Genomic DNA, 25,960 nt, shown 5'->3' on the forward strand with positions numbered 1-25,960 from the left:
TATGTTAAACTGCAAAACCACTGGTATTTGCCTGTAAAAATAGAGAAGTGATTATGATAGTAAACGCTGTTCGTACTAGCATCGCGGCCCTGGCTTTCGCCGCTTGTGCCTCTGTGGCTCAGGACTCGGCCGAGGCACCCGCAAATGACGCCTCGCAACCCCCCGAGCAGGTGATTAAAGCCCAGCTGGATATGATTACCGGTGGCGCGCAACTTGGACCTGTACGCCCCTCGGTGATTGAAGGGCTTTACAATGTCCAGGTTATTGGCGGCCCTAGTTTAATGGTCTCAGCTGATGGCAAGTACGCGATTATGGGCGATGCCTACACCTTCACCGCAGCAGGGTTGGAACCGGTGCAAGACCCCTATCTGCTTAACGCCCGTAAGGAGTTTGTGAGCAGCCTGAAGCCAGGCGATACCATTGACTTTGCCCCCGACGACGAAACCAAGCATGTCGCCTATGTGTTTACCGACGTGGATTGCGGCTACTGTCGCCGTCTGCACAGTCAAATGGACGACTATAACGACGAAGGCATTGAAATTCGCTATCTGGCTTACCCCCGCGCCGGTGAGAACAGCCCCTCGGCGGCCAAACTGGAAAGCGCTTGGTGCGCCGATGACCCCAATGCCGCGCTGGACAAGCTGAAAAACCTGGAAGACGTTGAACCCGCCAGCTGCGATGCGCCTATCGCCCAGCAATTTTTAAAAGGCGGAGAGTTGGGCGTGACTGGTACCCCCAGCATTCTTTTGCCGGACGGCCGCCTGTTTGTCGGCTACTTGCCTCCGGATCGTCTGTTGCAGAATATCGAGCAAGAGTAAGCGATTGCTCCCGGCCCGCCCTTAGCTGGGCGGGCGGCGCGACTTTAAACGTCTAATTGACAGCAACCTTGGCTCTGAGTAAGGTTGCTGCTTTTATTTTACCACCCCCCAAATAGAGGAATTCATGTTGAAGCCGGTCAGAATAGGTATCTGCGGTCTGGGCACCGTAGGCAGTGGCACCGTCAATGTACTTGCGCGCAACCAGCGCGTCATTAACGCCCGCGCCGGTAGCGACATTATTGTCGAACAGGTCGCCGCCCGTCGCGATAATCCGCAAGTGGACATGACCTCACTGAACGTAACCCGCGATATTTTTGAAGTGGCGAAAAACCCCAATGTCGATGTGGTGGTAGAGTTGATCGGCGGCATCAGTGTCGCTCGCGAGCTGATCTTAGAGGCGATTAATAACGGCAAGCATATTGTTACCGCCAACAAAGCGTTAATTGCCGAACACGGCAACGAAATATTCGCCGCTGCGGATGCCAAGGGCGTAACCGTGGCCTTTGAGGCCGCTGTGGCCGGTGGTATTCCCATTATTAAATCGATTCGCGAAGGTCTGTCGGCCAACCGTATCGAGTGGTTGGCGGGTATTATTAACGGTACTGGCAACTTTATTTTGACCGAAATGCGCGATAAAGGCCGCCAGTTCGACGAAGTTTTAGCCGAGGCGCAAGAGCTGGGCTATGCCGAAGCGGACCCCACTTTTGACGTTGAAGGTATAGACGCCGCCCATAAGCTGGTGATTCTGGCCTCTATGAGCTTTGGTATCCCCCTGCAGTTTGAAAAGGTCTTTACCGAAGGCATCAGCAAGATTGAGCCGGTGGATGTCGCTTACGCCGACGAGCTGGGCTATCGCATCAAACACCTGGGCATCGCCCGCCGCGTGAAAGACGGCATTGAGTTGCGGGTGCACCCCACCTTGATTCCCGAAAAACGCCAGCTAGCCAATGTGGATGGCGTAATGAACGCCATTATGGTGAAAGGCGACGCCGTGGGCCCCACCATGTACTACGGGGCCGGTGCCGGCGCCGAGCCCACCGCCTCGTCGGTGATTGCCGATATCGTCGATGTCGCCCGCACCCTGACCGCCGACCCTGAGCACCGGGTTCCCTATTTGGGCTTTCAGCAAAGCAGCCTGAGTGACAGCAACATTCTGCCTATTGATGAGGTGGATACCGCTTATTACCTGCGTATGGCCGCGCTGGATAAACCCGGGGTACTGTCTCAGGTGGCGACTATTTTGAGCGATTCGGGTATCAGTATTGAGGCCTTGATTCAAAAAGAAGCCGATGACGACGAAGAAATCGTACCGCTTATTCTGCTGACCAACCGCGCCGTGGAGAAAGACCTGGCCACCGCGATCAGCAAAATTGAAGCGCTCAGCTCTATTACCGGGCCTATTACCCGTATCCGCTTAGAGCCCTTGAAGTAATAAACTTTTAACACGGGCCTGCGGGCCCTTACGTGAACTGAATTCAGGTTACCGACGTGAAATACATCAGCACCCGCGGCCAGGCGCCGTCACTGTCGTTTGAAGAAGTCGTACTGACCGGTCTCGCCTCTGATGGCGGCCTGTATGTACCCGAAAAACTGCCCGAGTTTTCTCGCGAAGAGATAGCGAGCTGGGCGGGTCTGTCTTATCAAGAGCTGGCATTTAAAGTGATGGCGCCCTTTGTCGACGGTGAAATTCCCGACGAGGATTTACGCGGCTTGATCGACAAAGCCTACCAGAGCTTTCGTCACCAGGGTATTGCGCCCTTAGTGCAAACCGGCCATAACGAGTGGATTTTAGAGCTGTTCCAGGGCCCCACCCTGGCGTTTAAAGATTTTGCGTTGCAGTTTTTGGGGCATTTGCTCGATTATATTTTGCAAAAGCGCGATCAGAAGGTTGTGGTGATGGGCGCGACCTCGGGCGATACCGGTTCGGCCGCGATTGAGGGTTGCCGCCGCTGCGAGAATATCGACATTTTTATTCTCCACCCGCACAATCGCGTGTCCAATGTGCAGCGCCGTCAGATGACCACCGTGCTGGAAGATAACGTCCACAATATTGCCTTGGACGGTAACTTTGACGATTGCCAGAACATGGTAAAGGCGAGCTTTGCCGATCAGTCATTTCTACCTGAGGGGCGCCAACTGGTGGCGGTCAACTCCATTAACTGGGCGCGCATTATGGCGCAAATCGTCTACTACTTTTACGCCTCGCTGGCGCTCGGTGGTCCGCATCGTCCGGTGTCTTTCTCGGTGCCTACCGGTAACTTCGGCGATATCTTTGCCGGTTATCTGGCCAAGCGTATGGGCCTGCCCATCGATCAGCTGGTGATCGCCACCAACAGCAATGATATTTTGCACCGCGCCATCAGCAGTAACGATCACAGCAAGCAAGAGCTGCATCACACCCTGTCGCCCAGCATGGATATTATGGTGTCCAGTAACTTCGAGCGCATGTTGTTCGACTTATACGACCGCGATGGCGCCGCCATTGCGCAGTTAATGGAAGATTTTAAATCTGGCGCCATGCATTTAAGCGACTCGGCCTTAAGCCGTGCCCGCGAATTGTTTGCCAGCCATAAGGTGGATGATGACCGCATGCTGGAGGTGATTCGCGATGTCTTCGAGAACACCGAATACTTGCTGGACCCCCACACCGCCATTGGCGTTGATGCCGCCCGCGCCACGCGCAAAGATCACAGCATACCCATGGTTTGCCTGGCCACCGCGCACCCGGCAAAGTTCCCCGAAGCGGTACAAAAAGCCGGGCAAGAGGAAGACCCCAAGCTGCCCCATCATATGGCCGATTTGTTCGACCGCGAAGAGCGTTACGAAGTGCTGCCCAACGACGCTGAAACCGTGCACGAATTTATGCGCGGGCATTTGGCGTGTTGATTTTAGTGTCTGACGTCTGAGGTCGGACGTCAGACGCTCGCGTTTCTTTGCATAAGGCACGGTTAAGCGTGTCTTATGCGTCCGACATCAGACCTCTGTCGTCCGACGAGCCCATCCCCATGCAAAAAACCATCAAACGCCGCCCCTCACCCGCACACTCATTAACCAATACCGGCATGCCGCCGCTGTTGGAAAAGCTCTACGCCGCTCGGGGCATTGAGCAGGCTGAACAATTACAACTCAATTTACAGCGTTTGCTTAAACCCAACCTAAAAGGTCTGGACGAAGCGGCGACTCTGTTAGCCGATGCGGTGGTGGCCGATGCCCGTATTTTGATTGTGGGCGATTTCGATGCCGACGGCGCTACCAGTTCGGCATTGGCGGTGCTGGCGTTGCAGGCCATGGGCGCCAAGCAGGTGGACTTTTTAGTGCCCAACCGCTTTGAGTACGGCTATGGTTTAACCCCCGAAATTGTCGCGGTGGCCGCCGAGAGCCATCCGGATGTGATTGTCACCGTCGACAATGGCATTTCCAGCATTGACGGTGTGGCAGCCGCGCAAGCGCTGGGTATTGCCGTGGTGGTCACCGACCACCACTTGCCGGGCAGCGAACTTCCCGCTGCCGATGCTATGGTTAACCCCAATCAGCCCGGCTGTGAGTTTGCGAGCAAAAGCCTCGCAGGTGTAGGCGTTATTTTCTATGTGATGAACGCGCTAAAAAACGAACTGGCCCAGATGGGTTGGTTTGCCGAAGCGGGTTTGTCCGAGCCCAATATGGCGCAGTTTCTGGATTTGGTCGCCCTGGGCACAGTGGCCGATGTGGTGCCGCTAGATGATAATAATCGCATTTTGGTCGAGCAGGGCATTCGCCGTATCCGCGCCGGTGTCGCCCGTCCGGGTATCTTGGCGTTGCTGCAGGTATCGGGTCGCTCGCGTGAGCGTTTAGTAGCCAGTGACCTGGGTTTTGCTTTAGGGCCGCGTTTGAACGCCGCTGGTCGCCTGGATGATATGAGCATCGGTATTCGCTGTCTGTTATCCACCCACGAAGATGAAGCCCTGGCCTTAGCTGCCGAGTTGGATAACTTTAATCGCGACCGCAAGGCGATTGAAAGCGGTATGCAGCGCGAGGCGCTGGCCATGCTGGACAAGCTCAGCGTGGATGAATCCAGCGATTTGCCCTGGGGGCTGTGCCTTTACGATGCCACCTGGCACCAAGGGGTGATCGGTATTCTTGCCTCGCGGATTAAAGATCGCTTGCACCGCCCCGTGATTGTATTTGCCGACAGTGACGAGGGGCAAATAAAAGGCTCGGCGCGTTCTATTCCTGGCCTGCACATCCGCGATGCGCTGGATGCGGTGGCCGCACGTCACCCCGAACTGTTGCAAAAATTCGGCGGCCATGCCATGGCGGCGGGAATGAGTATTCGCACGGAAGATTATCAGGCTTTTTCCGAGGCGTTTGATGCCCAGGTAAAACGCCAGCTGCAGCCCGATGATTTACAGGCGGTGGTGCAAAGTGACGGCGAGCTGCAAGACGAAGAGTTTGATTTGTCGCTAGCGCGTCAGTTGCGCGAAGCCGGCCCCTGGGGACAGCACTTTCCCGAGCCGCTGTTCGACGGTGAGTTTTACTTGGTGCAGCAGCGTATTGTGGGCGAGAAACATTTAAAGCTGGTACTGGCGCGAGACGAACAAAAACAAAACTTGGTGGATGCCATTGCCTTTAATGTGGATGTAAAGCTGTGGCCCAACGAGCACGCGGAAAAAATCCGCGCCGCGTTTAAATTGGATGTAAATGAATTCCGTGGGCGCGAATCTTTGCAGCTAATGGTGGACTATCTGGAACCGCTTTAAAGCGGTCATAGAATAGGCTCAAGCACCGGCCATATATTGTCTAAAATTCTCGGCTGGGCTTCGGCGGTGGGGTGAATACTGTCGTTTTGCATCAGGTTTTTGTCCAGCGCTACTCCGTCCAGTAAAAAGGGTACGAGCGCGGTCTCGTGTTCCTTGGCCAGTTCTGCAAACAGCTCGCTAAAGGCCTGGGTGTAGCGCGCGCCATAGTTCGGTGGAATTTGCATGCCCACCAATAACACGCGGGCCTCAGCCTGCTGACTCTGCTTAATCATATCGCTTAAATTCTCGCGCACGATGTTCAGTGGTTGTCCGCGCAAACCATCGTTACCGCCCAGCTCAATAACCACAATACTGGGGCTGTGGGTTTGCAGTAATTTATTGAGTCGAGCCCGACCTCCGGTGGTGGTTTCCCCACTGACGCTGGCGTTGATCACTTGATATTGGGGGTGAGTCTCTTCGAGCTTGGTGCGTAATTGTTGCACCCAGCCGTCTTCTAAATCGATTCCATAACCCGCGCTCAAGCTATCGCCCATCACTAAAACGGTATTGGCGCTGGCGAGGGTTGAAAGCCCCCAAAGCAGGGCAATGCATCCGTTTACTAAAATTGAACGTCTAAAACGGTTAATCATTGTAGAATCCTAACGACGATAATTTAAACAACCCGGAGACCCTATGGCGACCATCCTTCAGGCCCGCGATCTTAGCAAAACGGTTACCACCGCCGCCGGTGATCTTACCATTCTTAAAGATATTAATCTCAGCGTTGATAAGGGTGAGAGCCTCGCCATCACCGGCGCCTCGGGCTCGGGTAAATCTACGTTATTAGGACTATTAGCGGGTCTGGATGTTCCCACCAGTGGCCAGGTGCTGCTGGCCGACGAAGACTTAAGTGCGCTGGATGAAGAGGGCCGCGCCCGGGTGCGCGCCGAACGGGTGGGCTTTGTGTTTCAGTCGTTTCAATTGCTGCCAGGGTTAACCGCGCTGGAAAATGTGATGCTGCCGCTAGAGCTAAGCGGCAAGGCGGGCGCGCGCCAGCAGGCGCAGGACTATCTGGCCCGGGTGGGACTGGCTGAGCGGCTGGAGCATTATCCGCCGCAATTGTCTGGCGGCGAGCAACAGCGGGTCGCCATTGCCCGCGCTTTTGCCTGTGCCCCCGAAATACTGTTTGCCGATGAACCCACCGGTAACCTGGACAGCGCTACGGGTAAAACCATCAGCGATTTGCTGTTTGGTCTTAACGCCGAGGCGGATACCACTTTGGTGTTAATTACCCATGAAGATCGTCTGGCCAATCGCTGCGCCCGGCAGTTGCAACTGGCGGCGGGCGAGCTGTTAATCAGCGCGTCGGCGGCGGTGCAATAGGGGGATTTATGCTGGCACTGCGATTACTTTGGCGCAATTGGCGCAGCGGCGAGGTCAAGTTATTGGCCATTGCTTTGACCCTGGCGGTTACCGTGGTAAGCACCATTGCGTTGTTTACCGACCGGCTGGAATCTACTTTATTGGAGCAAAGTAACTCCCTGCTGGGCGCCGATAAATTAATCACCAGTAATCAACCCCACCAAGCGGCCTGGCAGAGCGAGGCCGAGGAGCAGGGCATAGACACCAGCCGGGTAGCTCACTTTGCCTCAATGGTGTTTGCGGGCGATGAAATGCATCTGGCCTCTATCAAAGCGGTGGGGCAGCGGTATCCCCTGCGCGGCTATATCGATTTAAGCGAACAGCCTTTTGCCACCTCTGGGCCTTCGGTCACCCGCGCCTCGGGCATACCACCGGCGGGAGAAGTCTGGGTGGACTCGCGCTTGCTGCCACTCTTACATATTGAGTTAGGGGATAGCCTGCAGATTGGCGAACACAGCTTTACCGCATCCAAGGTGATTGTCAGTGAACCCGACGGCAGCGGGCCCTTTAGCGTGATGGGTGCGCGCATCATGATGAATATGGCGGATTTAGACAAAACCCGCGTTATTCAGCCGGGCAGCCGGGTCGAGTACCAGTGGCTGCTGGCCTCGGACCCGGATGATTTACAAGCCTTTGTGGAGTGGCTGGAGCCGCGCCTGACCGAGCACGAAGAGGTGGTGGGCATTGAAAACGCCCAGCGCCGCTTGCAGGGTACGCTTAAAACCGGGCGCCGCTTTTTGGTTTTGGCGGCGGTAATGGGCGTTCTTTTAGCGGGTGTTGCTATCGCTTTGGCCGCGCGCCAGTTTGCCGCCCGGCATATTAACCCGGTGGCACTGCTTAAAAGCCTGGGGGTAGGGGCGCGGCGCATTCGTCTGCTGTATCTGGCCCAGCTAAGTTGTTTGTCGCTCTTGGCCGCCCTGGTGGGGCTGGCACTGGGTTACGCGATTCAAGAGTTAATTGCGCTGGCGGTTTATCGGCTATACCAAATTGAAATGGCCCCGGCCCAATGGCAAACCTATTTGCTCAGTGTGATCAGCGGGCCGGTAGCCTTGGTGGGTTTTGCTTTGCCCGGTTTGTGGTTCTTACCCAATGTCGCGCCCATAAAAGTCTTGCGACAAGATCTGGAAGTCAATACCGGCGCGGTGCTCTGGCAAATTGCCATGGCCTGCGGGGTGTTAATTTTGCTGGTGGTGGTCTTCGGTCGCGATTTAATGTTGGGCGCCACCGTCTTGCTTGCCCTGGCCGTGGTGGCGGTATTGGCAGGGCTGCTTGCCTATGGGTTGTTATCGCTGGGTAAAAAAGCCGGTGCCCAGGCCGGTAGCCGCTGGCGCCTGGCGGTGGCCAGTATTCAACGCCGCCGCTCCGCCAGCGTCTTGCAGGTGGTGGTGTTTGCCACGGCGGTCATGTTGCTGCTAACACTGACGATTGTGCGCACATCACTCATTGAAGAGTGGCAGGTGAAAGTGCCCGAGGATGCACCCAATCACTTTCTGTTGAACATTGCCCCCTCCGAGGTTGAGCCTTTTCAAACACTGTTGGATAAAAACCAACTGAGCGTCGAGCAGCTGTACCCCATGGTGCGCGGGCGCCTAACCTTTATCAACGAGCGGCCCAAGCCCGAAGATACCCTGAATCGCGAGGCTTCACTCACCTGGTCCGATCAGCTGGCCGACGACAATGAAGTGGTCGCCGGGCAGTGGTGGGACGAGTGGTCCGGTAGTGAGTCGGGCTTGCCCGGCGTCTCGGTGGAAGCCGAGGTGGCCGAGCGCTTGGATATCAGCCTGGGGGATGAACTCACATTCTCCATCGGCGGGCTAGAGGCCAAAGCCGAAGTGGCCAGCTTTCGCACTTTGGAGTGGGAATCGCTGCAGCCCAATTTTTATTTTATTTTCCAGCCGGGCGCGCTGGATGATTACTCACCGATGTACATGACCAGCGTGTACCTGCCGCCCGAGCAGAAAACCTTTATTAACACGCTGCTGACCAACTACCCCACCATTGTGGTGATCGAGTTGGATAGGATTATCAATCAAATCCGCACGATTGTGTCGCAGGTAAGCGACGGAGTGGGGCTGGTGTTGCTTATGGTACTGCTGGGGGGCTGCCTGGTGTTGGTGGCCTCGGTCAATGGCAGTATTAACGAGCGCAAACAAGAGGCGGGCCTGTTACGCGCCCTGGGCGCGAGCCGCAGCCTGATTACCGGCGGCGTCTGGACCGAGTTTGCCATTTTAGGCTTTGCCGCCGGCATTATCGCCGCTGTCGCCGCCGAAGCACTACTCATCGGCTTGCAAGTGGCGGTGTTTGAAGTGCCGGTGCAACCGCACTATATCTACTGGCTGCTCACGCCTGTGGTTACCGCGGTATTTGTCGCCGCCATTGGCGCGTTCAGTTGCCGCCATGCGGTTAACACCCCACCGGCGGTGGTGCTGCGCGAGGCGGCGTAAAGCAAATAAATCTCGCCGCCTAAAGCCGTTCGCCTTTTTATCAACCCGGCAATTAAGATGCTCGTCCTGAGCCTCTTAATTGTCGCCCTGTAAAATCGGCGGAATGCGCGAAATCCCTTGATTTTACAGGGCTCGCGCTCGCCTTCGGCGGCGTCGGCGCATCCTGCGGCAAACTTTTCCTTCCTATCTTTAAATCCGCTTGCTCCTTTATATTTCCCCGATTCTATTAATCCCGCTCATTTTGAACCGCTCCTTTGGGCCGCCTATGGTCTGTAATCCGATGTAATGTCCTTATTGTCGCGCCTATGCCAAGCTTTATGGTGCAGGTGATGCTTGTCCAAGCCTGTCAGTTTATAGGGCGGTGTTTATTTGTCGCACGGAGCGACAACTGCCAACGAATAGTGCAATCAATAACGTAAGGGTTTCAGGAGATTATCATGGCAGAAGCGTATATCGGTGAAATAAGAATGTTTGGGGGTAACTTTGCGATCCGGGGCTGGGCCTTTTGTCACGGGCAGCTAATGGCTATATCGCAAAACACAGCGTTATTTTCTCTGATCGGTACAACCTACGGCGGTGACGGCCGGACCACATTCGCTTTGCCCGATTTACGAGGTCGCGCTCCAGTAGGTTTTGGCGACGGACCTGGCCTTCAGTCGGTGCGTGAAGGACAAAAGCTCGGAGCCGAACAAGCTCATCTTACCCAGCAAAACTTACCGCCACACACATTCTCAACAAAGGCTTCGGTCGCGATTCCAGCGGTCACAAACTCCAGGTCTGTAGAAAACGCCCCCTCGGCGTCGACTTATTTGTCCAGCCTTAGTGTGCCCGGCAACTCGGAAACGGGTGTCTATGCCGCGGGCGAGCCTAATACCACCTTGGCACCCTTCGATGTTGATATCAACTTGGGCACCTTGGGCGGCGGCGAGGCTGTACAAACTCGCGGCCCCGGCTTGGGCATGAATTTTATTATCTGTCTGGAAGGTATATTCCCCAGCAGAAGTTAGTCCCGTTTATCCGTTAGTTGAGTATTCGAATACAAGTTACAAAAAGGATCTTGTCATGCCGTTGCATAAATTCCAAAAACCATTGCTTTCAGTCCGGTCACTCATAAGGGTGTGGCTGCTGCTTTGTGTAAGCGCTATGGCTTTCGCGTTACCGGTTTATGCGGCGGATTTTGAATTGGCGATGGAGGACGGGAATCCGAGTGACGGGGACGCCGAGACAGGATCCTTTATTATGTCAGATGCAGGAGTCGATTTTGAGTTTCGCATTGAAACAGAAGGGTCACCTGTTGGTTTAGAAAACGGTAAAGGTTCTTGGTATTTTGAATCTCCCCAGCGTGGTCCAAATGATCCGTACGGCGATGGTAAGGATTCTGTTTTCGTTACATCTACTATTGAAGATGAGGACATTGAAACGGTCCGTATTTTTCGTACAGATGGGAAACAATTTATACTTAGTGAGGTGCATGCCAAAAATTTCGGGGCTACCGGTGTCCCTGCGGCTAATTTATCGGGGTATCTAGATGAGAACCCTACCGGTGACGGGCATGTGGTTCCTCTGTCCTTGGAGGGGGAAGTGGAAGATGTTTATACGTTTAACGATTTATTAGTCGATGAAATTCGGATATCCAGCTCAGATTTATATCATTTTCATATCGCTAAAGTCGTAGGGAAAACTGACCTTCCGGCCAATAGCGACGGTAACCTCACAGCTGCAAGTGGTGTATCTGAGCCGGTAGCGATTAGCACTACGCGCAATAGCGTTGCCGATGCAATTGAGGTATTCGATTTTACCTTGAGCGATGACGGTGGTGGCGATGGACTCGATTTGGATGTTAGTGAGATTAGTGTCCATGTGGGTGGTACCTCTACTGATGCCGAACGCGGCAAGCTAACTTGGCGGCTTAATGGCCCGGATGCTAGCAATGTCAACGGGAGCTATAACAACGGTGCCGACACGATTAATTTTACGGGTTTAAATATTTCGGTTAGTGACGATATGTCCGAAATTTACACCGTTAATGCCTACTACAACGACAACACCGGTATAGTGGACGGCCATACGATTGTGCTTAGTCTTGACGGCGATACCGATATCACCGTAGGCGCATCGGGAACGCAAATGGGAGCTACCTCGCCGGTTAATAATGGCACTGGTTCGACCGTTGATGTAACTGCGACCCAGCTTGTCTTTACCACGGCCCCTGCAGGGAGTGTGTCCGGTTTAGCCCTGAATGTTCAGCCGGAGGTCGCTGCGCAGGATACGGCGGGTAACACCGATAGAGATTTTACCGAAACCATTACGCTAACCGAAGCCAGCGGCGGCATGTTAAACAACACCACTGCGGTGGCCACCAATGGAGTGGCTTCTTTTACCAATCTTATCTATAAAGCCACGGCAGACCAGCAAAGCTTTACCTTGACCGCCAACGACGAGGATGCCAAGGGGTCGGATTTGCCTAGTGTAAATGCCAATCCGGTTACCTCCGATGTCGTGGCGACGCGGTTAATATTTGCTACCCAGCCTGCTCCTCTGAGTGTGCCAGCAGGCACTGCGACCGTGTTTACCACTGTGCCTGTGGTTCAGGCCGTGGATGGCGCCAATATTGTGGATACCGGTTATAACACTGATATTGTATTGTCTGCCGTTAATGGCACTGGCAGTGCCACGTTAACTGGCGCCACTGCATCGCCAAGTTTGGGTGTGGCAAGCTTTAGCGGTTTGGAAATTGATTACACTTTAAGTGGCGCTACATCCGAGGCCTTTAATCTGCAGGCGAGCTCGGGGAGCTTAACCCCCGCCGAAAGCGCTCAGCTTACTGCGGCGGATATTACTCCGCCCAGCGTGTCCAATATCAGTCTTTCGGGTTCACCCACCGAAAATGCAAGCTCGGTAACTTTCACTGTTACCTTTAATAAAAACGCCAATAGTATCAGTACAGATGATTTTACCCTTACCACCACTGGCACGGCGGGGGGCAATGTCGCCAGTGTGTCCACCTCCAGCGGACAGTCGGTTGAGGTTACGGTCAATAACATAACCGGTGAAGGAAGCTTGCGGTTGGATCTTAATGGTAATACCAATATTGTCGACGACAATGGCAATGGTGCTAATAACAACGGTTATGTGGCGGCTTATACCAGTGGAGACATTCACGCTCTGGATGTACAGGCACCCACGGTAACTGGGGTTGGCTCGGCAAATCCTAATGGCATCTATGGTGTGGGCGACATGATTGCCATAGACGTCGAGTTTAATGAAAAGGTGCAATTAAATACCAGCGGAGGGGTTCCGGGGCTGACCTTGGAAACGGGGCCTACAGCCAGGTTTATCACTTATATCAGTGGTTCGGGTACTCGTACTTTGCGCTTTCACTATACGGTAGTGGCTGGGGATAACACCACTGATTTAAGTTATCCGAGCACTGCGGCCTTTGACCTAGCCGGTGGCAGCATTTCCGATCTGGCAGGTAACGTGGCAGACGTAACCTTACCAGAACCGGGCGCAACGGGTTCGCTAAGTGCGGCCAAGGACTTGGTGGTGGACACCGAAGGCCCCACAGTCAGTTTATCGTCGACTGAATCCAGCCCCAGTAATTCCAGTAATTTTGTGCTAACGGCTACTTTTAGCGAGGAAGTCACCGGATTAGCCCTGAATGATTTTGTCGCGAACAACGCCGATGCGATTGATTTGACGAATATAGGTGGCGGTGTTTATGAGGTCACTGTGACGCCGTCCGGTGACGGTTCAGTAACGATTAACCTAGGTGCCGGAGCCGCGCAAGATACGGCGGGCAACCCGAGTGAGGCGGCTACTCCATTCACGCTAGAGGTGGATACCCAGGCGCCCACGGTGACTTTGACCAGCGCTGAAACCGGCCCCACCAATGCGGCAAACTTTACGCTCAATGTTGCCTTCAGTGAGACAGTTTCCGGCGTAGCATTAGACGATTTTGCCGCAACCAATGCGAGCCTTAGTAGCTTGTCCGGCAGTGGTAGCACCTATAACCTAACGGTTACCCCCACTGCTGACGGCGATGTAACCGTGAGTTTGCCGGCCGGAGCTGCACAAGACAGTGCGGAAAACCCGAATTCAGCGGCCACTGACTTTACCATTGTCTCGGATACCCAGGCACCTACGGTGGCCTTATCCAGCACCGAGACCAACCCCACCAACGCGGGCAGTTTTGTACTTGCGATAGATTTTACTGAAGAGGTTACAGACTTTACCCAGACTGATTTTAGTGTAACTAACGCGGCGTTAAGTAACTTTGCTAATCTTGGCAGTGGCGCTTACACCGTCACCGTAATGCCGAACGCCGATGGTGAAGTCACCGTGGGCTTGCCCGCCGCAGCCGCGCAAGACATCGCAGGCAATGCCAGCGAGGCGGCCACTGAATTTTCTATTATCTACGATGGCACCGCGCCTACCTTGGTATCCAGCCAACCGGCTGATGATTCGACAAGTTTCGCTTACGACGACCCTATTGTTTTAACTTTCTCCGAGGCGGTTAGTGCCGGTACTGACTCGATTACCGTGTATGAATTAGCGGACGATACGAAAGCGGCCAGCGTCGCTGTGGGCAGCGCCAATGTGTCTATTGCTGGCAATAGTGCAACCATCGACTTGCCAGCTACTTTGAAACCTACTACAAGCTATTACATTAATATTGGTGGCAATGCCTTTACGGATGAGGGTGGTAACGCTTTCGCCGGTATTAGCGGTAATAGCGAGTTAAACTTTACCGTGGCGAATAGTTCTCCGGTTGCTCAGGTTGATACCGCTACGGTAAACGAAGACGGCACCCTAGGCATTGCAGTACTGAATAACGACACCGATACCGATAGCGCCCTCAGCCCCGCCAGTGTGACCGTGGTAGGCGCACCGGTAAACGGTAGCGTGAGTGTGGATACTGGCACCGGTGTTATCGACTACACACCCAGCGCCGATTTTAACGGCAGTGACAGCTTTACCTATACGTTAGAGGATATATGGGGCGCCGTATCGAACGAGGTGGCGGTAAACATTACCGTTACCCCGGTAAACGATGCTCCGGTGGCAGTCGCGGATGCCGTTAGTACCCAGGAAGATAACGCCCTGAGTATCGACGTTACCGCCAATGACGGCGATGTAGACACGGCTGATACCCCCGATACCCTTAGCATTACCGTGGTGTCCGGACCTTCCAACGGCTCGGCTGTAGTTAATGAAGGCGTCGTGGACTACACCCCCGATGCCGACTTTGAAGGCACTGATTCATTTACCTACTCCGTTCAGGATACCAGCGGCGCCACCTCGGCACCGGTAACGGTCACGGTGAGTGTGATTGGCGTGAACGATGTCCCTGTGGCCGTTGATGATTCCCTGACGCTGGACGAAGACGGTGTGGCGAATGTGGATGTGCTGGCGAATGACAGTGATATTGACGGCACCTTGGATGCTATCGGCGTTAGCCTAGTGGCAATGCCGGGCCACGGTGTGGCCGAAGTTGATGCGGTGACGGGTGTCATTACGTATACCCCAGCTGAAAACTACAACGGCGCCGACAGCTTTAGCTATCTTGTGCGGGATGATCAAGGTGGTACTTCTAACGAGGCCAGTGTCAGTGTAACGGTAAACAGTGTTAACGATGCGCCAATGGCGGGCGATGACACGGTCATGTTGCTGGAAGACACCGCCCACAATATTAATGTGCTGGGTAACGACTCGGATGTGGATGGCAGAGTGGACGCCACGACCGTCGCATTAGTGACGCCACCTACCAATGGTGTCAGCCTTATTGACCCCAGTAGCGGTGCTATTACCTATACCCCCAACGAGCATTATTTCGGTGACGATAGCTTTAGTTACCGGGTAATGGATGAGTTGGGCGAGTGGTCCAATGAAGCGATCGTTACTCTGACCATTGAAAGTGTTAATGATTTGCCCACGGCGGCAGACGATGTTGCGCAAACAGACGAAGACAATGCCGTGCTTATTTCGCTGCTGGATAATGACACCGATCTGGATGGGTTGATTGACATCACCACGGTTACCATTGCCACTGAGGTGAACAATGGTAGCCTAGAGAACCACGGCGATGGCACAGTCACCTACACGCCCAACACCAACTTTAATGGCAGCGATAACTTTAGTTATACCGTGCTGGATGATGAAGGTGGCGAGTCGGTTATGGCCAGCGTTAGCATTACCGTTAACCCCGTAAACGACGCGCCGGAAATATCCGGTAGCGCGCCGGGTTCGGCCGAGGCCTTAGCGCCGTACAGCTTTAGCCCCCAGGCGTCTGACCCGGATATCGGCGATACCTTAACCTTTAGCCTTAGCAATGCCCCGGCTTGGTTGAGTATTAATTCTGCGACCGGTGAGGTAAGTGGTACCCCTGCCGAGGCCGATGCGGGCTTGGCGCAAGGTATTGTGGTGTCGGTGAGTGATGGCACCGAGACAGTGTCTTTACCGAGCTTTGCTATCGACGTGACCAATCCCTATTTTAATTCGGCGCCGAGTCTTAGCGGTTCGCCCACGGCGAGCATTCAAGTGGGCGAGCTGTATCGTTTCGCCGCCGAGGCGAGCGATGCCGAAGACGACGCATTGCAGTTTACCCTGCAGGGCGCCCCGGGGTGGTTGAGCGTTGATCCCTCCACCGGGGTGATTAACGGCATTGCCACCGATGCCGATGTCGGACGCTACAGCGATATTCTGCTGACGGTAACCGACGGCGAATACACCGTCGAGTTGCCAGCGTTTAGCCTTGAAGTAACTCCCGGCACCGATAGCGATGGCGACAATGTCAGCGATTATCAGGAAGGGGTGGATGGTACCGACCAGAATGATCCCACCGACTTTGTCGATACCGCTGCGCCGGTGCTTAACGTCGCGCCTGGCGAGACGCTGCAGGCTGAGGGGCTCTACACCCAGGTCAATATGGCGCTGTTGTTAGGGCTTTCTCCTAACGCCGATGAGGCCGCCGTGCAACAGGCTTTGCGCGAGCGGGTAACCGATGGCATTGATGCCGAATGCTGCGAGGTGAGTGTGGCGGGCTTTAACGCCGGGCCCCAATGGCTGCGTTCGGGACGTCACGAGATCGTCTGGAGCGCCGAAGATGCCTCGGGCAATCGAGTGCAAATGACTCAGGTATTGGATATCTGGCCCCAGGTATCGCTGGCCATGGATCAGCGCGCCGCCGAAGGCCGCACCGCTCAGGTGGGTGTGTACCTTAACGGCGATGCCCCCGAGTATCCGGTGGCGGTAGCCTATAAGGTGTCGGACGATAGCACGGCCACAGCGTCCGATTACCAGCTGGGTGAAACGCGCGAGGTGACTTTTAGCGAAGCTCTGGACAGTCGCTACTCACAACTTATTGCGATTGAGCTGCTGCAGGATGAACAAGCCGAAAGCGACGAGAGTGTCATTATTGAGTTAGACACACAGGCCGATGCCGAAGTGGGCAGCGCCCATGGGTTTGTCGCGGGCAACCGCACGCGCCATCAGCTGCACATAACCGAAGCCAATCTGCCGCCTGAAGTGGCCCTTGAGCTCTACCAGGATGGTCGCAAGCGCTCACTGGTAGCTGCCGATGGCGCCTCGGTTGATGTTCTGCTGGATATGGTGGACCCCAACGGCGATGAGCTTAGCCTCAGTTGGCGCGGTGATCAGGCGTTAATTGATTTGCTGCAGGGCGAGGCGCCGGTGCTCAGCTTTAACCCCGAGGCTCTCACCGCCGGTATTTATCAGTTGGTGGCCGAGGTGACCGATAGTCAGGGGGCAATGGCCGAGGCGCCGTTAAACTTTGCGGTGGTCGACAACCTGGCGCCTTTGGGCGATGACGATGCCGACGGTGACGGTATTGCCGATGCCCAAGAAGGCTACGACGACCCGGACGGCAATGGTATTCCCGCTTACCAAGATCGCCATGCTCTGTCACACCTGATTGCCCAGCGCCAGGGCGGCGACGATGATTACCTGATGCAATGCGAACCCGGCTTGATCTGTGCGTTGGGAGCTGCTGTGGCCCGTGCCGCCGGGCAGGGTGTGGAACTGTCGGCCGACGACTTGCCCGCCGATAGTGGCTACCAAGTCGTCGGTGGCGTGTTTGATTTTATGGTGCGGGATTTACCACAGGCAGGTCAGTCGGTAAGGGTTGCCCTAGCGTTAAACGACGCCATACCTGCCGACGCGTCCTATCGCAAACTGGTTGATTCTCAGTGGGTAGCGTTTAGTGAAGATGCCAACAACGCCTTGCACTCGGCCGCTGGTAGTCCGGGCTATTGTCCCTCGCCGGGCAGCAGCGAGTGGCAAGCCGGGTTGAACGAAGGCCACTGGTGTGTGCAGCTAACCATTGAAGACGGTGGCGCTAATGACGCCGATGGCCGTGCCAATCGCACGGTGGTTGATCCGGGCGCAGTGGTGCAACCCGCATCCACCGATGGGGGCAGTGGCGATGGCGGCGACGGTGGTAATGGTGACGGCGGTGGCGATAACCCACCTCCTACCGCGCCTGACTCGGGCAGCTCGGGTGGCGGTGGCGCCGCAGGGCTCTGGACTCTGGTGGCTTTGCTGGGCATGGGCAGCGTGTGCCGCAGGCGTTTCAGGAAAAAAGCAAGCGCCCCATAAGCGACTTTTATACGCCCGGAACTCTTTGTAGTCCGGGCGTTTTTTGTTTTTTCGGGGTGATGCTACCGAGCTTAAAACGGTTCGTGTGGTTTGATTCACCATTCGCTAAAATACCCAGCGAATGTTTTGATTGAATCTACTGCCATGTCACAGTTGGGCGAAAACCTCTACGAAAAACTCATTAACGAAGAAGACGCTCGCGTTTGCAAGGCGATTGACGAGCGCGCCTGCCGCCAGGTACCCGGCAACTTCTTTAAGCTCTTGCTCAGCTACTTTTGCAGCAAGCTGGGTGATGCTTTGGCCAACCCCAAAATTGTGCTGCCCTGGGTGATGGAAGTCTTGCAAGCGCCGGTTTACCTACTGGGCTTTTTGGTGCCCATTCGCGAATCCGGCTCGCTTTTACCCCAGTTGTTAATTGCCAGCTATGTGCGTCGTCAGCCCAAGCGCAAATGGCTGTGGGTGATGGGTTCGGTGGTTCAAGCGGTTTGCATTCTGGCAATGGCCGCTGTGGTGTGGTCGCTTGACGGGGCGCTGGCGGGCTGGTCGATCATCGCCCTTTTGGTGATTTTTTCGCTGGCTCGCGGTTTGTGCTCGGTTGCGGCCAAAGATGTCTTGGGCAAAACCATTCCCAAGTCCCAGCGCGGCCAGGTCAATGGTTGGTCGGCCAGTGTGGCGGGGCTGGTCACGGTGCTTTTGGCGTTAGGGTTAATGCTTAGCGACTGGGAACTGTCGGTGTGGGGCTGCACCTTGTTACTGGGCGGGGCTGGCATGATGTGGTTAGTGGCGGCCAGTGTGTACGCCCGGCTAAAAGAGTACCCGGGCGAAACCGCAGGCGGTGGCAATGCGATTACCGAGGCGCTGCATCGGCTCAGCATACTCAAGCAAGATAAGCCTTTTCGCCGATTTGTTATCACCCGCTCGCTGTTACTCTGCTCGGCCTTAACGGCCCCTTACTATGTGGTGCTGGCGCAGCAGCAGGTAGGCCAGTCGGGCCAATTGTTAGGGTTGTTTTTATTGGCCAGTGGCTTGGCCAGCTTATTGTCGGCGCCGTTTTGGGGACGCTTTGCCGATGTGTCCAGCCGGCGGGTGATGATGTGGGCGGCACTGTTAACCGCCGCTTTGGGGGTGGGCGTGTTTGCGCTCTATTCTTTTAAGTCCGATTGGTTGGGGTATTCGTTGGTTTTGCCGGTGTTTTATTTTTTTCTGAGTGTGGCGCACCAGGGGGTGCGGGTAGGGCGCAAAACCTATGTGGTGGACCTGGCCGAGGGTAATCGCCGCACCGATTATGTTGCCGTCAGTAATAGCGTGATTGGCGTGGTGCTGTTGCTGCTGGGGGTGTCGGGCTGGATTGCGAGTGCGCTGGGCGTCAGCTGGGCTATTTTACTCTTGTCTCTGGCCGGTGCGGCCGGGGCGTTGCTGGCGCGCTCGCTGCCAGAGACAAATGCCGAGTAAAGGTGTTCTATACGTCGTTTTCGCGCGGTTTGGATGTTTTTATCCGCTCCAGATGGTAGCGCGGCCGTTGTTTTAGCTCTTCAAACATTTTGGCCAGGTACTCGCCAATAATACCCAGGCTTAGCAATTGCACACTGCCGATAAACAACAGTGGCACCAGAATAGAGGCCCAGCCGGGAATGGCATTGTCGGTAAAAAGTCGTGTTCCCAAGACCCAGACAATCATCAGTAGCGACAGGCCGCTGGCGATAATGCCCAGCAAGGTAATCGCACGCAAAGGCGCGGTCGAAAAACTGGAAATGCCGTGCCAGGCAAACGACAGCATTTTACGCAGCGGGTATTTGGTCTCGCCGGCGGCGCGGCTCTGGCGGTCGTATTCTACAGTGCTGGAAGGAAAACCTACCTCGCGCACCATACCCCGTAAAAACAACTGGCTTTCGCGATATTCCAACAACGCGTTTAAGGCGCGGCGCGACATCAGCCGGAAGTCGGCGTGGTTAAAAACTAAGTCGACCCCCATTTTGCGCATCAGGCTGTAATAGCCCTCGGCGGTAAAGCGTTTAAAAAACGTATCGGTATCGCGCGCGGCGCGCACTCCATAAACCACATCATTGCCTGCGTGATATTCGTCAACCATGCGTTCAATATTACTGGGGTCGTCCTGCAGGTCGGCGTCGATGCTGACAATAATGTCTTCATCGGTGGCCTCCAGCCCGGCGAGCAGGGCGTTTTGGTGGCCTTTGTTGCGCGACAGCTTTACCCCCACCACGCGTCCGTCGTGCGCATCACACGCTCGGTCAATCAGCGCCCAGGTATTGTCTCGGCTGCCGTCATCCACCAGGTACAGGCGCGAGTCCGCACTGATTTTGGCCTTATCAATCAGTGAGTCCAGAGTCTGCAGCAACACCGGCAGGCTTTGCGGCAGCATGTCTTCTTCGTTGTAGCAGGGCACAACAATGGCGAGAGTGGCGTCCTTAGTCATGATCGATAAATCCAGAATTTGTGTAATAAAAAGTTGCTGATAAGAGTCACGCCAGTGGCAATGATTTGTGCTAACAAATAGTGAGGTAACACTATGTCGGCGATGTAAAACACCAGGGTGTTTAACGCAAGCCCCAGCACCACGACCACTGCAAATTTAAGGCTCGACTCGCGGTGTTTGTGCGTGGCCTGAAAAGTGAAATAGTAATTGGCCAAATAGTTATACACCGCCGATAGCGCAAAAGCGATGGCCGAGCAGGCCACCTTAGGAGTGCCCGTCAACTCCACCAGCAACACTAAAAACAGATATTGCAGCGCTGTGGCTGTGCCCCCCACCAGTAAAAAGCGCACGAACTGGTGTTGGTACAGGTAGCGGCTCCAGCGCTGTAGGGCGGATTGCTCGCCAGAGTTGGTCGATTTGAGAGGCGTTGCTGACACTGTTTTCCTATATGATGTTATTTTACCAGCCGAAATCTTATACCATTTCGTTTACGCCAACACGACATGAGAGGACAACTATGTCACAGGACCAATCATCGGAGAGTCTCGATCAGTTAATAACCCGTTTGCACGATTTATTCGGTAATGAAGAGGTCAGCCCCGAACAGCAGCGCTTAATGTCTGAGTTGGAGCGCCACACCCATGCTGCAGGCAGCGATGAGACGCCCGACCCGCGCCCGGTGGATACCCTGGAGGCGATGTTGGAGGATTTTGAGGAAGATCACCCGCAGGTGTCGGCCGTGTTGGGGCAAATTGTTAATGCCCTAAAGAATATGGGGGTTTAAAAACCCCAAGGTTAAACCCGGGCGCCCGCCGTTACACCCAGCCTACCGCCGCGCGGGCGCGCTCGATATAAATATACTCGGCTTTACCGCTGGCCGGGTGGTGGGGGTGACGCAGGTGGTGGTGATCCGCGCTCGAGCCCATATATTCCCAGCAATATCCCGCGTTTACGCACAAACGATCCCCGTCATTCAGGGGAAACTGTGCTAGCTCTTCCCACATTCTGTCCCATTCGGGGTGGGATACGTCCAGATATTCCATGGTTTTATTCGATCCGCTCACATTTGTCGTGTTGGATATTCTCAACTATTAATCTTTTTTGTCAAATAGTTCTTGTAATATGCTGTATTTTAAGTGATTTCTCAAATATTTTTCTGATAAATATCTATTCTTTTTAGCCAGCTTAGGCTTATTTTCGGCGGAAATAGAGGGCCGGTAGGCTAGTTTTTGTGCTTGACCTTAACCTTGCTGGAAGGTTTATTGTGGTGTTAACGCAGAACGCAGAAAGAGGACGGGTATGAAAATCGGTGAAGTGGCCCGGGAAACTGGGCTAAGTGCCAAGGCAATACGCCATTATGAAGCCGAGGGGCTGGTGAGCAGTCGGCGGTTAGATAATGGCTATCGGGATTACACCCAGGCCAATGTGACGCAGCTGACGTTGATTGCCCGAGCGCGGAAAGTGGGCTTTTCGCTGGATGAGTGTCGAGAGCTGCTGACTTTACAGGGGGATACCGATCGCCACAGCTCTGATGTAAAGCGCGCGGTGGAACACAAAATTGCCCAGCTGGATGAACAGTTGGACCATCTGCACGCCATGCGCGACACCCTGGTGGCGCTGGCCTCGCGCTGTCGCGGCGATGAGGCGCCGGAGTGTGCGATTTTGCAGAATTTATCCCGCCCTCAGCCGGGTATGACTTTTACGGTGTTGGAGGGCAGCCATGAGCCTATTGGAGGAAAATCATGAGTGACCATTGCTGTAGTAAACCCGAGCCCGAACCCGCCGCCCACAGCTGCTGCGGCGATGAGCAAAGCGGGAAGAAGCGACCCGATTTTTTACTCTGGGGATCACTGGCCGGTTGCGTGTTTCTGTACGGGCTATATTTAACCGGCGCCGCCTCTGGCTGGCTGATGCATATGGCTCACGGCGTGTTCGAGCTTTTAAACACCATGTGGTGGGGCGTGGCTTTGGGTATCGTGTTTGTGGGCTTGCTTAACTTTGTGCCTCAGTCGCTGGTGGTTGCTATGCTGGGGCGCGGCGGCTCACTCTCGGGTATTTTGCGCGCCACCGCCGCCGGAGTATTTTTGGACTTGTGCAGTCACGGCATCTTAATGGTGGGCATGAAACTTTACCAAAAAGGTGCAAGCCTGGGGCAAGTCATGGCCTTTTTGATTGCCAGCCCCTGGAACTCCCTGTCGCTGACCTTGATTATGATTGCCCTGATCGGCTTGCCCTGGACGCTGGCGTTTATTGTCTTGTCCATGGTGATTGCGGTGATTGCCGGGCTAGTCTTTGACGCCGCCGTCAAACGCCGAAAACTTGCGGTTAACCCCGACGCGCTGGACGATGAGGTTGCTCCCGAGCCCCTCATACCCCAGCTAAAAGCGCTGTGGGGGCAGGTTAGCGTAAAGCCTGGTGCGCTTAAGGCGGTAGCGCGCGAGGGGGTTAAAGGTTCGCGCATGGTAATTCGCTGGCTGTTGTTCGGGGTGTTGCTGGCCGCCATTATTCGCGCGCTGGTGCCCACCGAGGCCTTTGCCGATTGGTTTGGCCCAACGTTTGTAGGGCTTTTACTGACCGCCGTGGCGGCCACCATTATTGAGGTTTGCTCCGAGGGGTCTACTCCCATCGCAGCCGACCTGATGAACCGCGCCCGAGCGCCCGGCAACAGCTTTTTGTTTCTGATGGCCGGAGTGGCCACCGACTACACCGAGATTATGGTAATTAAAGACACCATGAAGTCTTGGAAAACGGCGCTATTTTTACCCTTAATCGTCCTGCCGCAGGTGTTGCTGGTGGCCTGGATACTGAACTTTTTTGCTCCGTAAATCCCCCTGTCGAGCGCCCTCTGCGGTAGTGTAGAGGGCGTTTCTAAGGTAGAATGCGCCGCTTTTATTTCACAATTTTTCGGCGAGTTCGCAATGGAAATTAATCCCCACCTGACAGCCCTTAAAGACCTTCAGGCACGCACCGACGTGCTTAGGGGGTATCTTTGACTATGATACGAAAAAAGAACGCTTAACCGAGGTCGAGCTAGAGCTGGGCCAGCCCGACGTCTGGAATGAGCCCGAACGCGCCCAGGCGCTGGGTAAAGAGCGCGCGGCGCTGGAGGCGGTGGTCAAAACCATCGACGATCTGGATTCGGGCGTCAGCGACTTGTCCGAGTTGTTGGAAATGGCCAAGGAAGAGGGCGATGAAGACAGCCTGAACGAGGTGATCGACGAGATTGGCGGGCTGGACGAGCAGTTGCAAAAGCTGGAGTTTCGCCGCATGTTCTCGGGCGAGATGGACGAAAACAGCGCTTACTTGGATATTCAGTCCGGCTCGGGCGGTACCGAAGCACAGGACTGGGCCGAAATGGTACTGCGAATGTACCTGCGCTGGGGCGAAGCCAAAGGTTTTAAAACCACCCTGGAGGAAGCCTCGGCCGGTGAAGTGGCGGGCATTAAAAGTGCCACCATCCGTTTTGAAGGCGAGTATGCCTTTGGCTGGCTGCGCACCGAAACCGGCGTGCATCGCTTAGTGCGCAAGTCGCCGTTTGACTCTGGCAATCGTCGTCATACGTCGTTTTGCTCGGTGTTTGTGTCGCCGGAAATTGACGACAATATCGAAATTGATATCGACCCGTCGGATGTGCGCACCGATACCTATCGCGCCTCGGGCGCCGGTGGTCAGCATGTTAACAAAACCGATTCGGCGGTACGTTTAACTCACGAGCCCACCAACACCGTGGTGCAATGTCAGAGCGAGCGCTCGCAGCACGCCAACCGCGACAAAGCCTGGAAAATGCTGCGCGCCAAACTCTACGAGCTGGAAATTCAAAAGCGCAACGCCGACAAGCAGGCGCTGGAAGAAACCAAGTCTGACATTGGCTGGGGCAGCCAGATTCGCTCCTATGTGTTGGATGATCAGCGCATTAAAGATTTGCGCACCAGCGTGCAGACCAGCAATTGCCAGAACGTGCTAGACGGAAGTTTGGACCAATTTATTGAAGCGAGCCTTAAGGCCGGACTCTAGGATTTGATATGACTGACCCAAAGCAAACTGCCCAGGATGAAAACAAGTTAATCGCCGAGCGCCGCGCCAAACTGGCGGCTATTCGCGAGCGCGGCAACGCCTTTCCCAATGATTTTCGCCGTACCGATGTCAGCGTCGATTTACAGGCCCAGTTCGGTGAAAAAGCCAAAGACGAACTGGAAACCCTGGACCACCAGGTGGCCGTCGCCGGCCGCATTATGGCCAAGCGCGGCCCCTTTATGCTGATTCAAGACGGCGAGGGCAGTATCCAGTTTTACGCCAGTAAAGACGTGCAAAAGGCCATGAAAGAGCAAGATGGCCAGTGGGATATCGGCGACATTGTCGCGGGTTCAGGCCCCTTGCATAAATCCGGCAAGGGCGACTTGTACGTTAACCTGACCGAGTGGAAGCTGTTAACCAAATCCCTGCGTCCGCTGCCCGAAAAATACCACGGTCTGGCGGATCAGGAGCTGCGCTATCGTCAGCGCTATGTGGACCTTATTGTTAACCCCGAGGTGCGCGACACCTTTAAGCTGCGCTCCAAGTGCATCAGCTTTATCCGCAACTATTTGGACGGTGAGGGCTTTATGGAGGTGGAAACCCCCATGTTGCAGGTGATTCCCGGTGGCGCCACCGCGCGTCCGTTTGTGACTCACCACAACGCCCTGGATATCGATATGTACTTGCGTATCGCCCCCGAACTTTACTTAAAGCGCTTGGTGGTAGGCGGCTTTGAGCGGGTGTATGAAATCAACCGCAACTTCCGCAACGAAGGGGTCTCTACGCGGCACAACCCCGAGTTCACTATGCTTGAGTTCTATCAGGCTTACGCTGATTATCACGACCTGATGAACCACACCGAAAATATGCTGCGCGGCATGTGTGAAAAAGTGATGGGTACTACCACCATTACCTATCAGGGTACCGAATACGATTTCGCCAAGCCTTTTAACCGCATCAGCGTGTTCGACTCTATCTTGCAGTACAACCCCGAGCTGAGCGCCGCGGATATTTCCGACTTGGAGTCGGCGCGCAAGGTTGCCGAAAAGCTGCACATTCCGCTCAAGGACAGCTACGGTTTGGGCAAGGTGCAAATCGAAATCTTCGAGGCGACGGTCGAGGAAAAGCTGGACCAACCCACTTTTATTACTGAATACCCCACCGAGGTTTCACCGCTGGCGCGGCGCAAAGACGACAACCCGTTTGTGACTGAACGGTTTGAGTTTTTTGTGGGCGGTCGCGAAGTGGCCAACGGTTTCTCGGAGCTTAACGATGCCGAAGATCAGGCCGAACGTTTCCGCGAACAGGTGGCTGAAAAAGACGCCGGCGATGACGAAGCCATGCATTACGACGCCGACTATGTACGCGCGCTGGAATACGGCCTGCCGCCCACCGCCGGTGAAGGCATTGGTATCGACCGCTTGGTGATGCTGTTTGCCGACGCCTCCACGATTCGCGACGTGCTGTTGTTCCCGCACATGCGTCCGGAGTAGAAAC

18 protein-coding genes are annotated in these 25,960 nt (G+C 55.0%); 14 read left to right on the forward strand and 4 right to left on the reverse strand.

Annotated elements, in window-relative coordinates; all coding sequences use genetic code 11:
• Window positions 1-53 precede the first annotated feature (53 nt).
• From M6D89_RS01695 to recJ, 4 genes are all read left to right on the forward strand, one after another.
• Complete coding sequence (locus M6D89_RS01695) at window positions 54-818, forward strand: thioredoxin fold domain-containing protein (RefSeq protein WP_253966300.1); 765 nt, start codon at window positions 54-56, stop codon at window positions 816-818.
• Window positions 819-942: 124 nt separating this feature from the next.
• A complete protein-coding gene (locus M6D89_RS01700) occupies window positions 943-2,250 on the forward strand; it encodes a homoserine dehydrogenase (protein ID WP_253966301.1) in 1,308 nt (435 codons plus the stop codon).
• A 56-nt stretch (window positions 2,251-2,306) separates the two neighbouring features.
• Window positions 2,307-3,704 (forward strand): threonine synthase, encoded by a 1,398-nt coding sequence (gene thrC / locus M6D89_RS01705; protein ID WP_253966302.1) that lies wholly within the window; start codon window positions 2,307-2,309, stop codon window positions 3,702-3,704.
• Window positions 3,705-3,823: 119 nt separating this feature from the next.
• Window positions 3,824-5,554 (forward strand): single-stranded-DNA-specific exonuclease RecJ, encoded by a 1,731-nt coding sequence (recJ, locus tag M6D89_RS01710; protein WP_253967682.1) that lies wholly within the window; start codon window positions 3,824-3,826, stop codon window positions 5,552-5,554.
• 5 nt (window positions 5,555-5,559) lie between these two features.
• On the opposite strand, the gene M6D89_RS01715 is transcribed toward recJ, so the two are convergent.
• Window positions 5,560-6,183, reverse strand: a complete 624-nt coding sequence (locus M6D89_RS01715; RefSeq protein WP_253966303.1) for an arylesterase — start codon at window positions 6,181-6,183, stop codon at window positions 5,560-5,562.
• 43 nt (window positions 6,184-6,226) lie between these two features.
• On the opposite strand from M6D89_RS01715, the gene M6D89_RS01720 reads away from it, so the two are divergent.
• The 5 genes from M6D89_RS01720 (at window position 6,227) to M6D89_RS01740 (ending at window position 19,467) form a co-directional block, all read left to right on the forward strand.
• Window positions 6,227-6,916 (forward strand): ABC transporter ATP-binding protein, encoded by a 690-nt coding sequence (locus M6D89_RS01720; RefSeq protein WP_253966304.1) that lies wholly within the window; start codon window positions 6,227-6,229, stop codon window positions 6,914-6,916.
• Between the two features lie 8 nt (window positions 6,917-6,924).
• Complete coding sequence (locus M6D89_RS01725; protein WP_253966305.1) at window positions 6,925-9,399, forward strand: ABC transporter permease; 2,475 nt, start codon at window positions 6,925-6,927, stop codon at window positions 9,397-9,399.
• A 437-nt stretch (window positions 9,400-9,836) separates the two neighbouring features.
• Window positions 9,837-10,406, forward strand: coding sequence for a phage tail protein (locus tag M6D89_RS01730; protein WP_253966306.1), 570 nt, complete (start codon window positions 9,837-9,839; stop codon window positions 10,404-10,406).
• 232 nt (window positions 10,407-10,638) lie between these two features.
• Window positions 10,639-18,015 carry a beta strand repeat-containing protein gene (locus M6D89_RS01735; protein ID WP_253966307.1) on the forward strand — a complete coding sequence of 2,459 codons (7,377 nt, stop codon included), beginning with the start codon at window positions 10,639-10,641 and terminating at the stop codon, window positions 18,013-18,015.
• A gap of 126 nt (window positions 18,016-18,141) precedes the next feature.
• Window positions 18,142-19,467, forward strand: a complete 1,326-nt coding sequence (locus tag M6D89_RS01740) for an MFS transporter (protein ID WP_253966308.1) — start codon at window positions 18,142-18,144, stop codon at window positions 19,465-19,467.
• Window positions 19,468-19,474: 7 nt separating this feature from the next.
• Here the strand turns inward: M6D89_RS01740 and M6D89_RS01745 are convergent, their stop codons facing one another.
• Both M6D89_RS01745 and M6D89_RS01750 read right to left on the reverse strand, forming a co-directional pair.
• Window positions 19,475-20,449, reverse strand: a complete 975-nt coding sequence (locus tag M6D89_RS01745; protein ID WP_253966309.1) for a glycosyltransferase family 2 protein — start codon at window positions 20,447-20,449, stop codon at window positions 19,475-19,477.
• The gene (locus tag M6D89_RS01750; protein ID WP_253966310.1) at window positions 20,446-20,886 is read right to left on the reverse strand and encodes a GtrA family protein; all 441 of its coding nucleotides are present in this window, start codon (window positions 20,884-20,886) and stop codon (window positions 20,446-20,448) included. Before M6D89_RS01750 ends, M6D89_RS01745 begins: the two co-directional genes overlap by 4 nt.
• Before the next feature lie 80 nt (window positions 20,887-20,966).
• Here M6D89_RS01750 and M6D89_RS01755 point away from each other — a divergent pair, with 80 nt between their 5' ends.
• Window positions 20,967-21,233, forward strand: coding sequence for a DUF4404 family protein (locus tag M6D89_RS01755; RefSeq protein WP_253966311.1), 267 nt, complete (start codon window positions 20,967-20,969; stop codon window positions 21,231-21,233).
• 31 nt (window positions 21,234-21,264) lie between these two features.
• On the opposite strand, the gene M6D89_RS01760 is transcribed toward M6D89_RS01755, so the two are convergent.
• On the reverse strand, window positions 21,265-21,513 hold the full coding sequence (locus M6D89_RS01760) for a 4-diphosphocytidyl-2C-methyl-D-erythritol kinase (RefSeq protein WP_253966312.1): 249 nt from the start codon (window positions 21,511-21,513) through the stop codon (window positions 21,265-21,267).
• A gap of 235 nt (window positions 21,514-21,748) precedes the next feature.
• Between M6D89_RS01760 and cueR the strand changes: the two genes are divergently transcribed.
• From cueR to lysS, 4 genes are all read left to right on the forward strand, one after another.
• On the forward strand, window positions 21,749-22,195 hold the full coding sequence (gene cueR / locus M6D89_RS01765; RefSeq protein ID WP_253966313.1) for a Cu(I)-responsive transcriptional regulator: 447 nt from the start codon (window positions 21,749-21,751) through the stop codon (window positions 22,193-22,195).
• A complete protein-coding gene (locus M6D89_RS01770; RefSeq protein WP_253966314.1) occupies window positions 22,192-23,274 on the forward strand; it encodes a permease in 1,083 nt (360 codons plus the stop codon). Before cueR ends, M6D89_RS01770 begins: the two co-directional genes overlap by 4 nt.
• 93 nt (window positions 23,275-23,367) lie before the next feature.
• A protein-coding gene (prfB, locus tag M6D89_RS01775; RefSeq protein WP_253966315.1) for a peptide chain release factor 2 occupies window positions 23,368-24,463 on the forward strand; the annotation gives its coding sequence in 2 pieces (ribosomal slippage) (window positions 23,368-23,439 and window positions 23,441-24,463; 1,095 coding nt in all).
• A gap of 8 nt (window positions 24,464-24,471) precedes the next feature.
• A complete protein-coding gene (gene lysS, locus M6D89_RS01780; RefSeq protein WP_253966316.1) occupies window positions 24,472-25,956 on the forward strand; it encodes a lysine--tRNA ligase in 1,485 nt (494 codons plus the stop codon).
• The last annotated feature ends 4 nt before the right edge of the window (window positions 25,957-25,960 follow it).

It is taken from the genome of Gilvimarinus xylanilyticus, assembly GCF_024195295.1.
Taxonomy (GTDB): Bacteria; Pseudomonadota; Gammaproteobacteria; order Pseudomonadales; family Cellvibrionaceae; genus Gilvimarinus; species Gilvimarinus xylanilyticus.

What these genes read in the sequence shown, in the direction of transcription:
- M6D89_RS01695 (WP_253966300.1), top strand. Translation starts at nt 54, where the DNA reads ATGATAGTAAACGCTGTTCGTACTAGCATCGCGGCCCTGGCTTTCGCC.
- M6D89_RS01700 (WP_253966301.1), top strand. Translation starts at nt 943, where the DNA reads ATGTTGAAGCCGGTCAGAATAGGTATCTGCGGTCTGGGCACCGTAGGC.
- recJ (WP_253967682.1), top strand. Translation starts at nt 3,824, where the DNA reads ATGCAAAAAACCATCAAACGCCGCCCCTCACCCGCACACTCATTAACC.
- M6D89_RS01715 (WP_253966303.1), bottom strand. Translation starts at nt 6,183, where the DNA reads ATGATTAACCGTTTTAGACGTTCAATTTTAGTAAACGGATGCATTGCC.
- M6D89_RS01720 (WP_253966304.1), top strand. Translation starts at nt 6,227, where the DNA reads ATGGCGACCATCCTTCAGGCCCGCGATCTTAGCAAAACGGTTACCACC.
- M6D89_RS01725 (WP_253966305.1), top strand. Translation starts at nt 6,925, where the DNA reads ATGCTGGCACTGCGATTACTTTGGCGCAATTGGCGCAGCGGCGAGGTC.
- M6D89_RS01730 (WP_253966306.1), top strand. Translation starts at nt 9,837, where the DNA reads ATGGCAGAAGCGTATATCGGTGAAATAAGAATGTTTGGGGGTAACTTT.
- M6D89_RS01735 (WP_253966307.1), top strand. Translation starts at nt 10,639, where the DNA reads ATGTCAGATGCAGGAGTCGATTTTGAGTTTCGCATTGAAACAGAAGGG.
- M6D89_RS01745 (WP_253966309.1), bottom strand. Translation starts at nt 20,449, where the DNA reads ATGACTAAGGACGCCACTCTCGCCATTGTTGTGCCCTGCTACAACGAA.
- M6D89_RS01755 (WP_253966311.1), top strand. Translation starts at nt 20,967, where the DNA reads ATGTCACAGGACCAATCATCGGAGAGTCTCGATCAGTTAATAACCCGT.
- cueR (WP_253966313.1), top strand. Translation starts at nt 21,749, where the DNA reads ATGAAAATCGGTGAAGTGGCCCGGGAAACTGGGCTAAGTGCCAAGGCA.
- M6D89_RS01770 (WP_253966314.1), top strand. Translation starts at nt 22,192, where the DNA reads ATGAGTGACCATTGCTGTAGTAAACCCGAGCCCGAACCCGCCGCCCAC.
- lysS (WP_253966316.1), top strand. Translation starts at nt 24,472, where the DNA reads ATGACTGACCCAAAGCAAACTGCCCAGGATGAAAACAAGTTAATCGCC.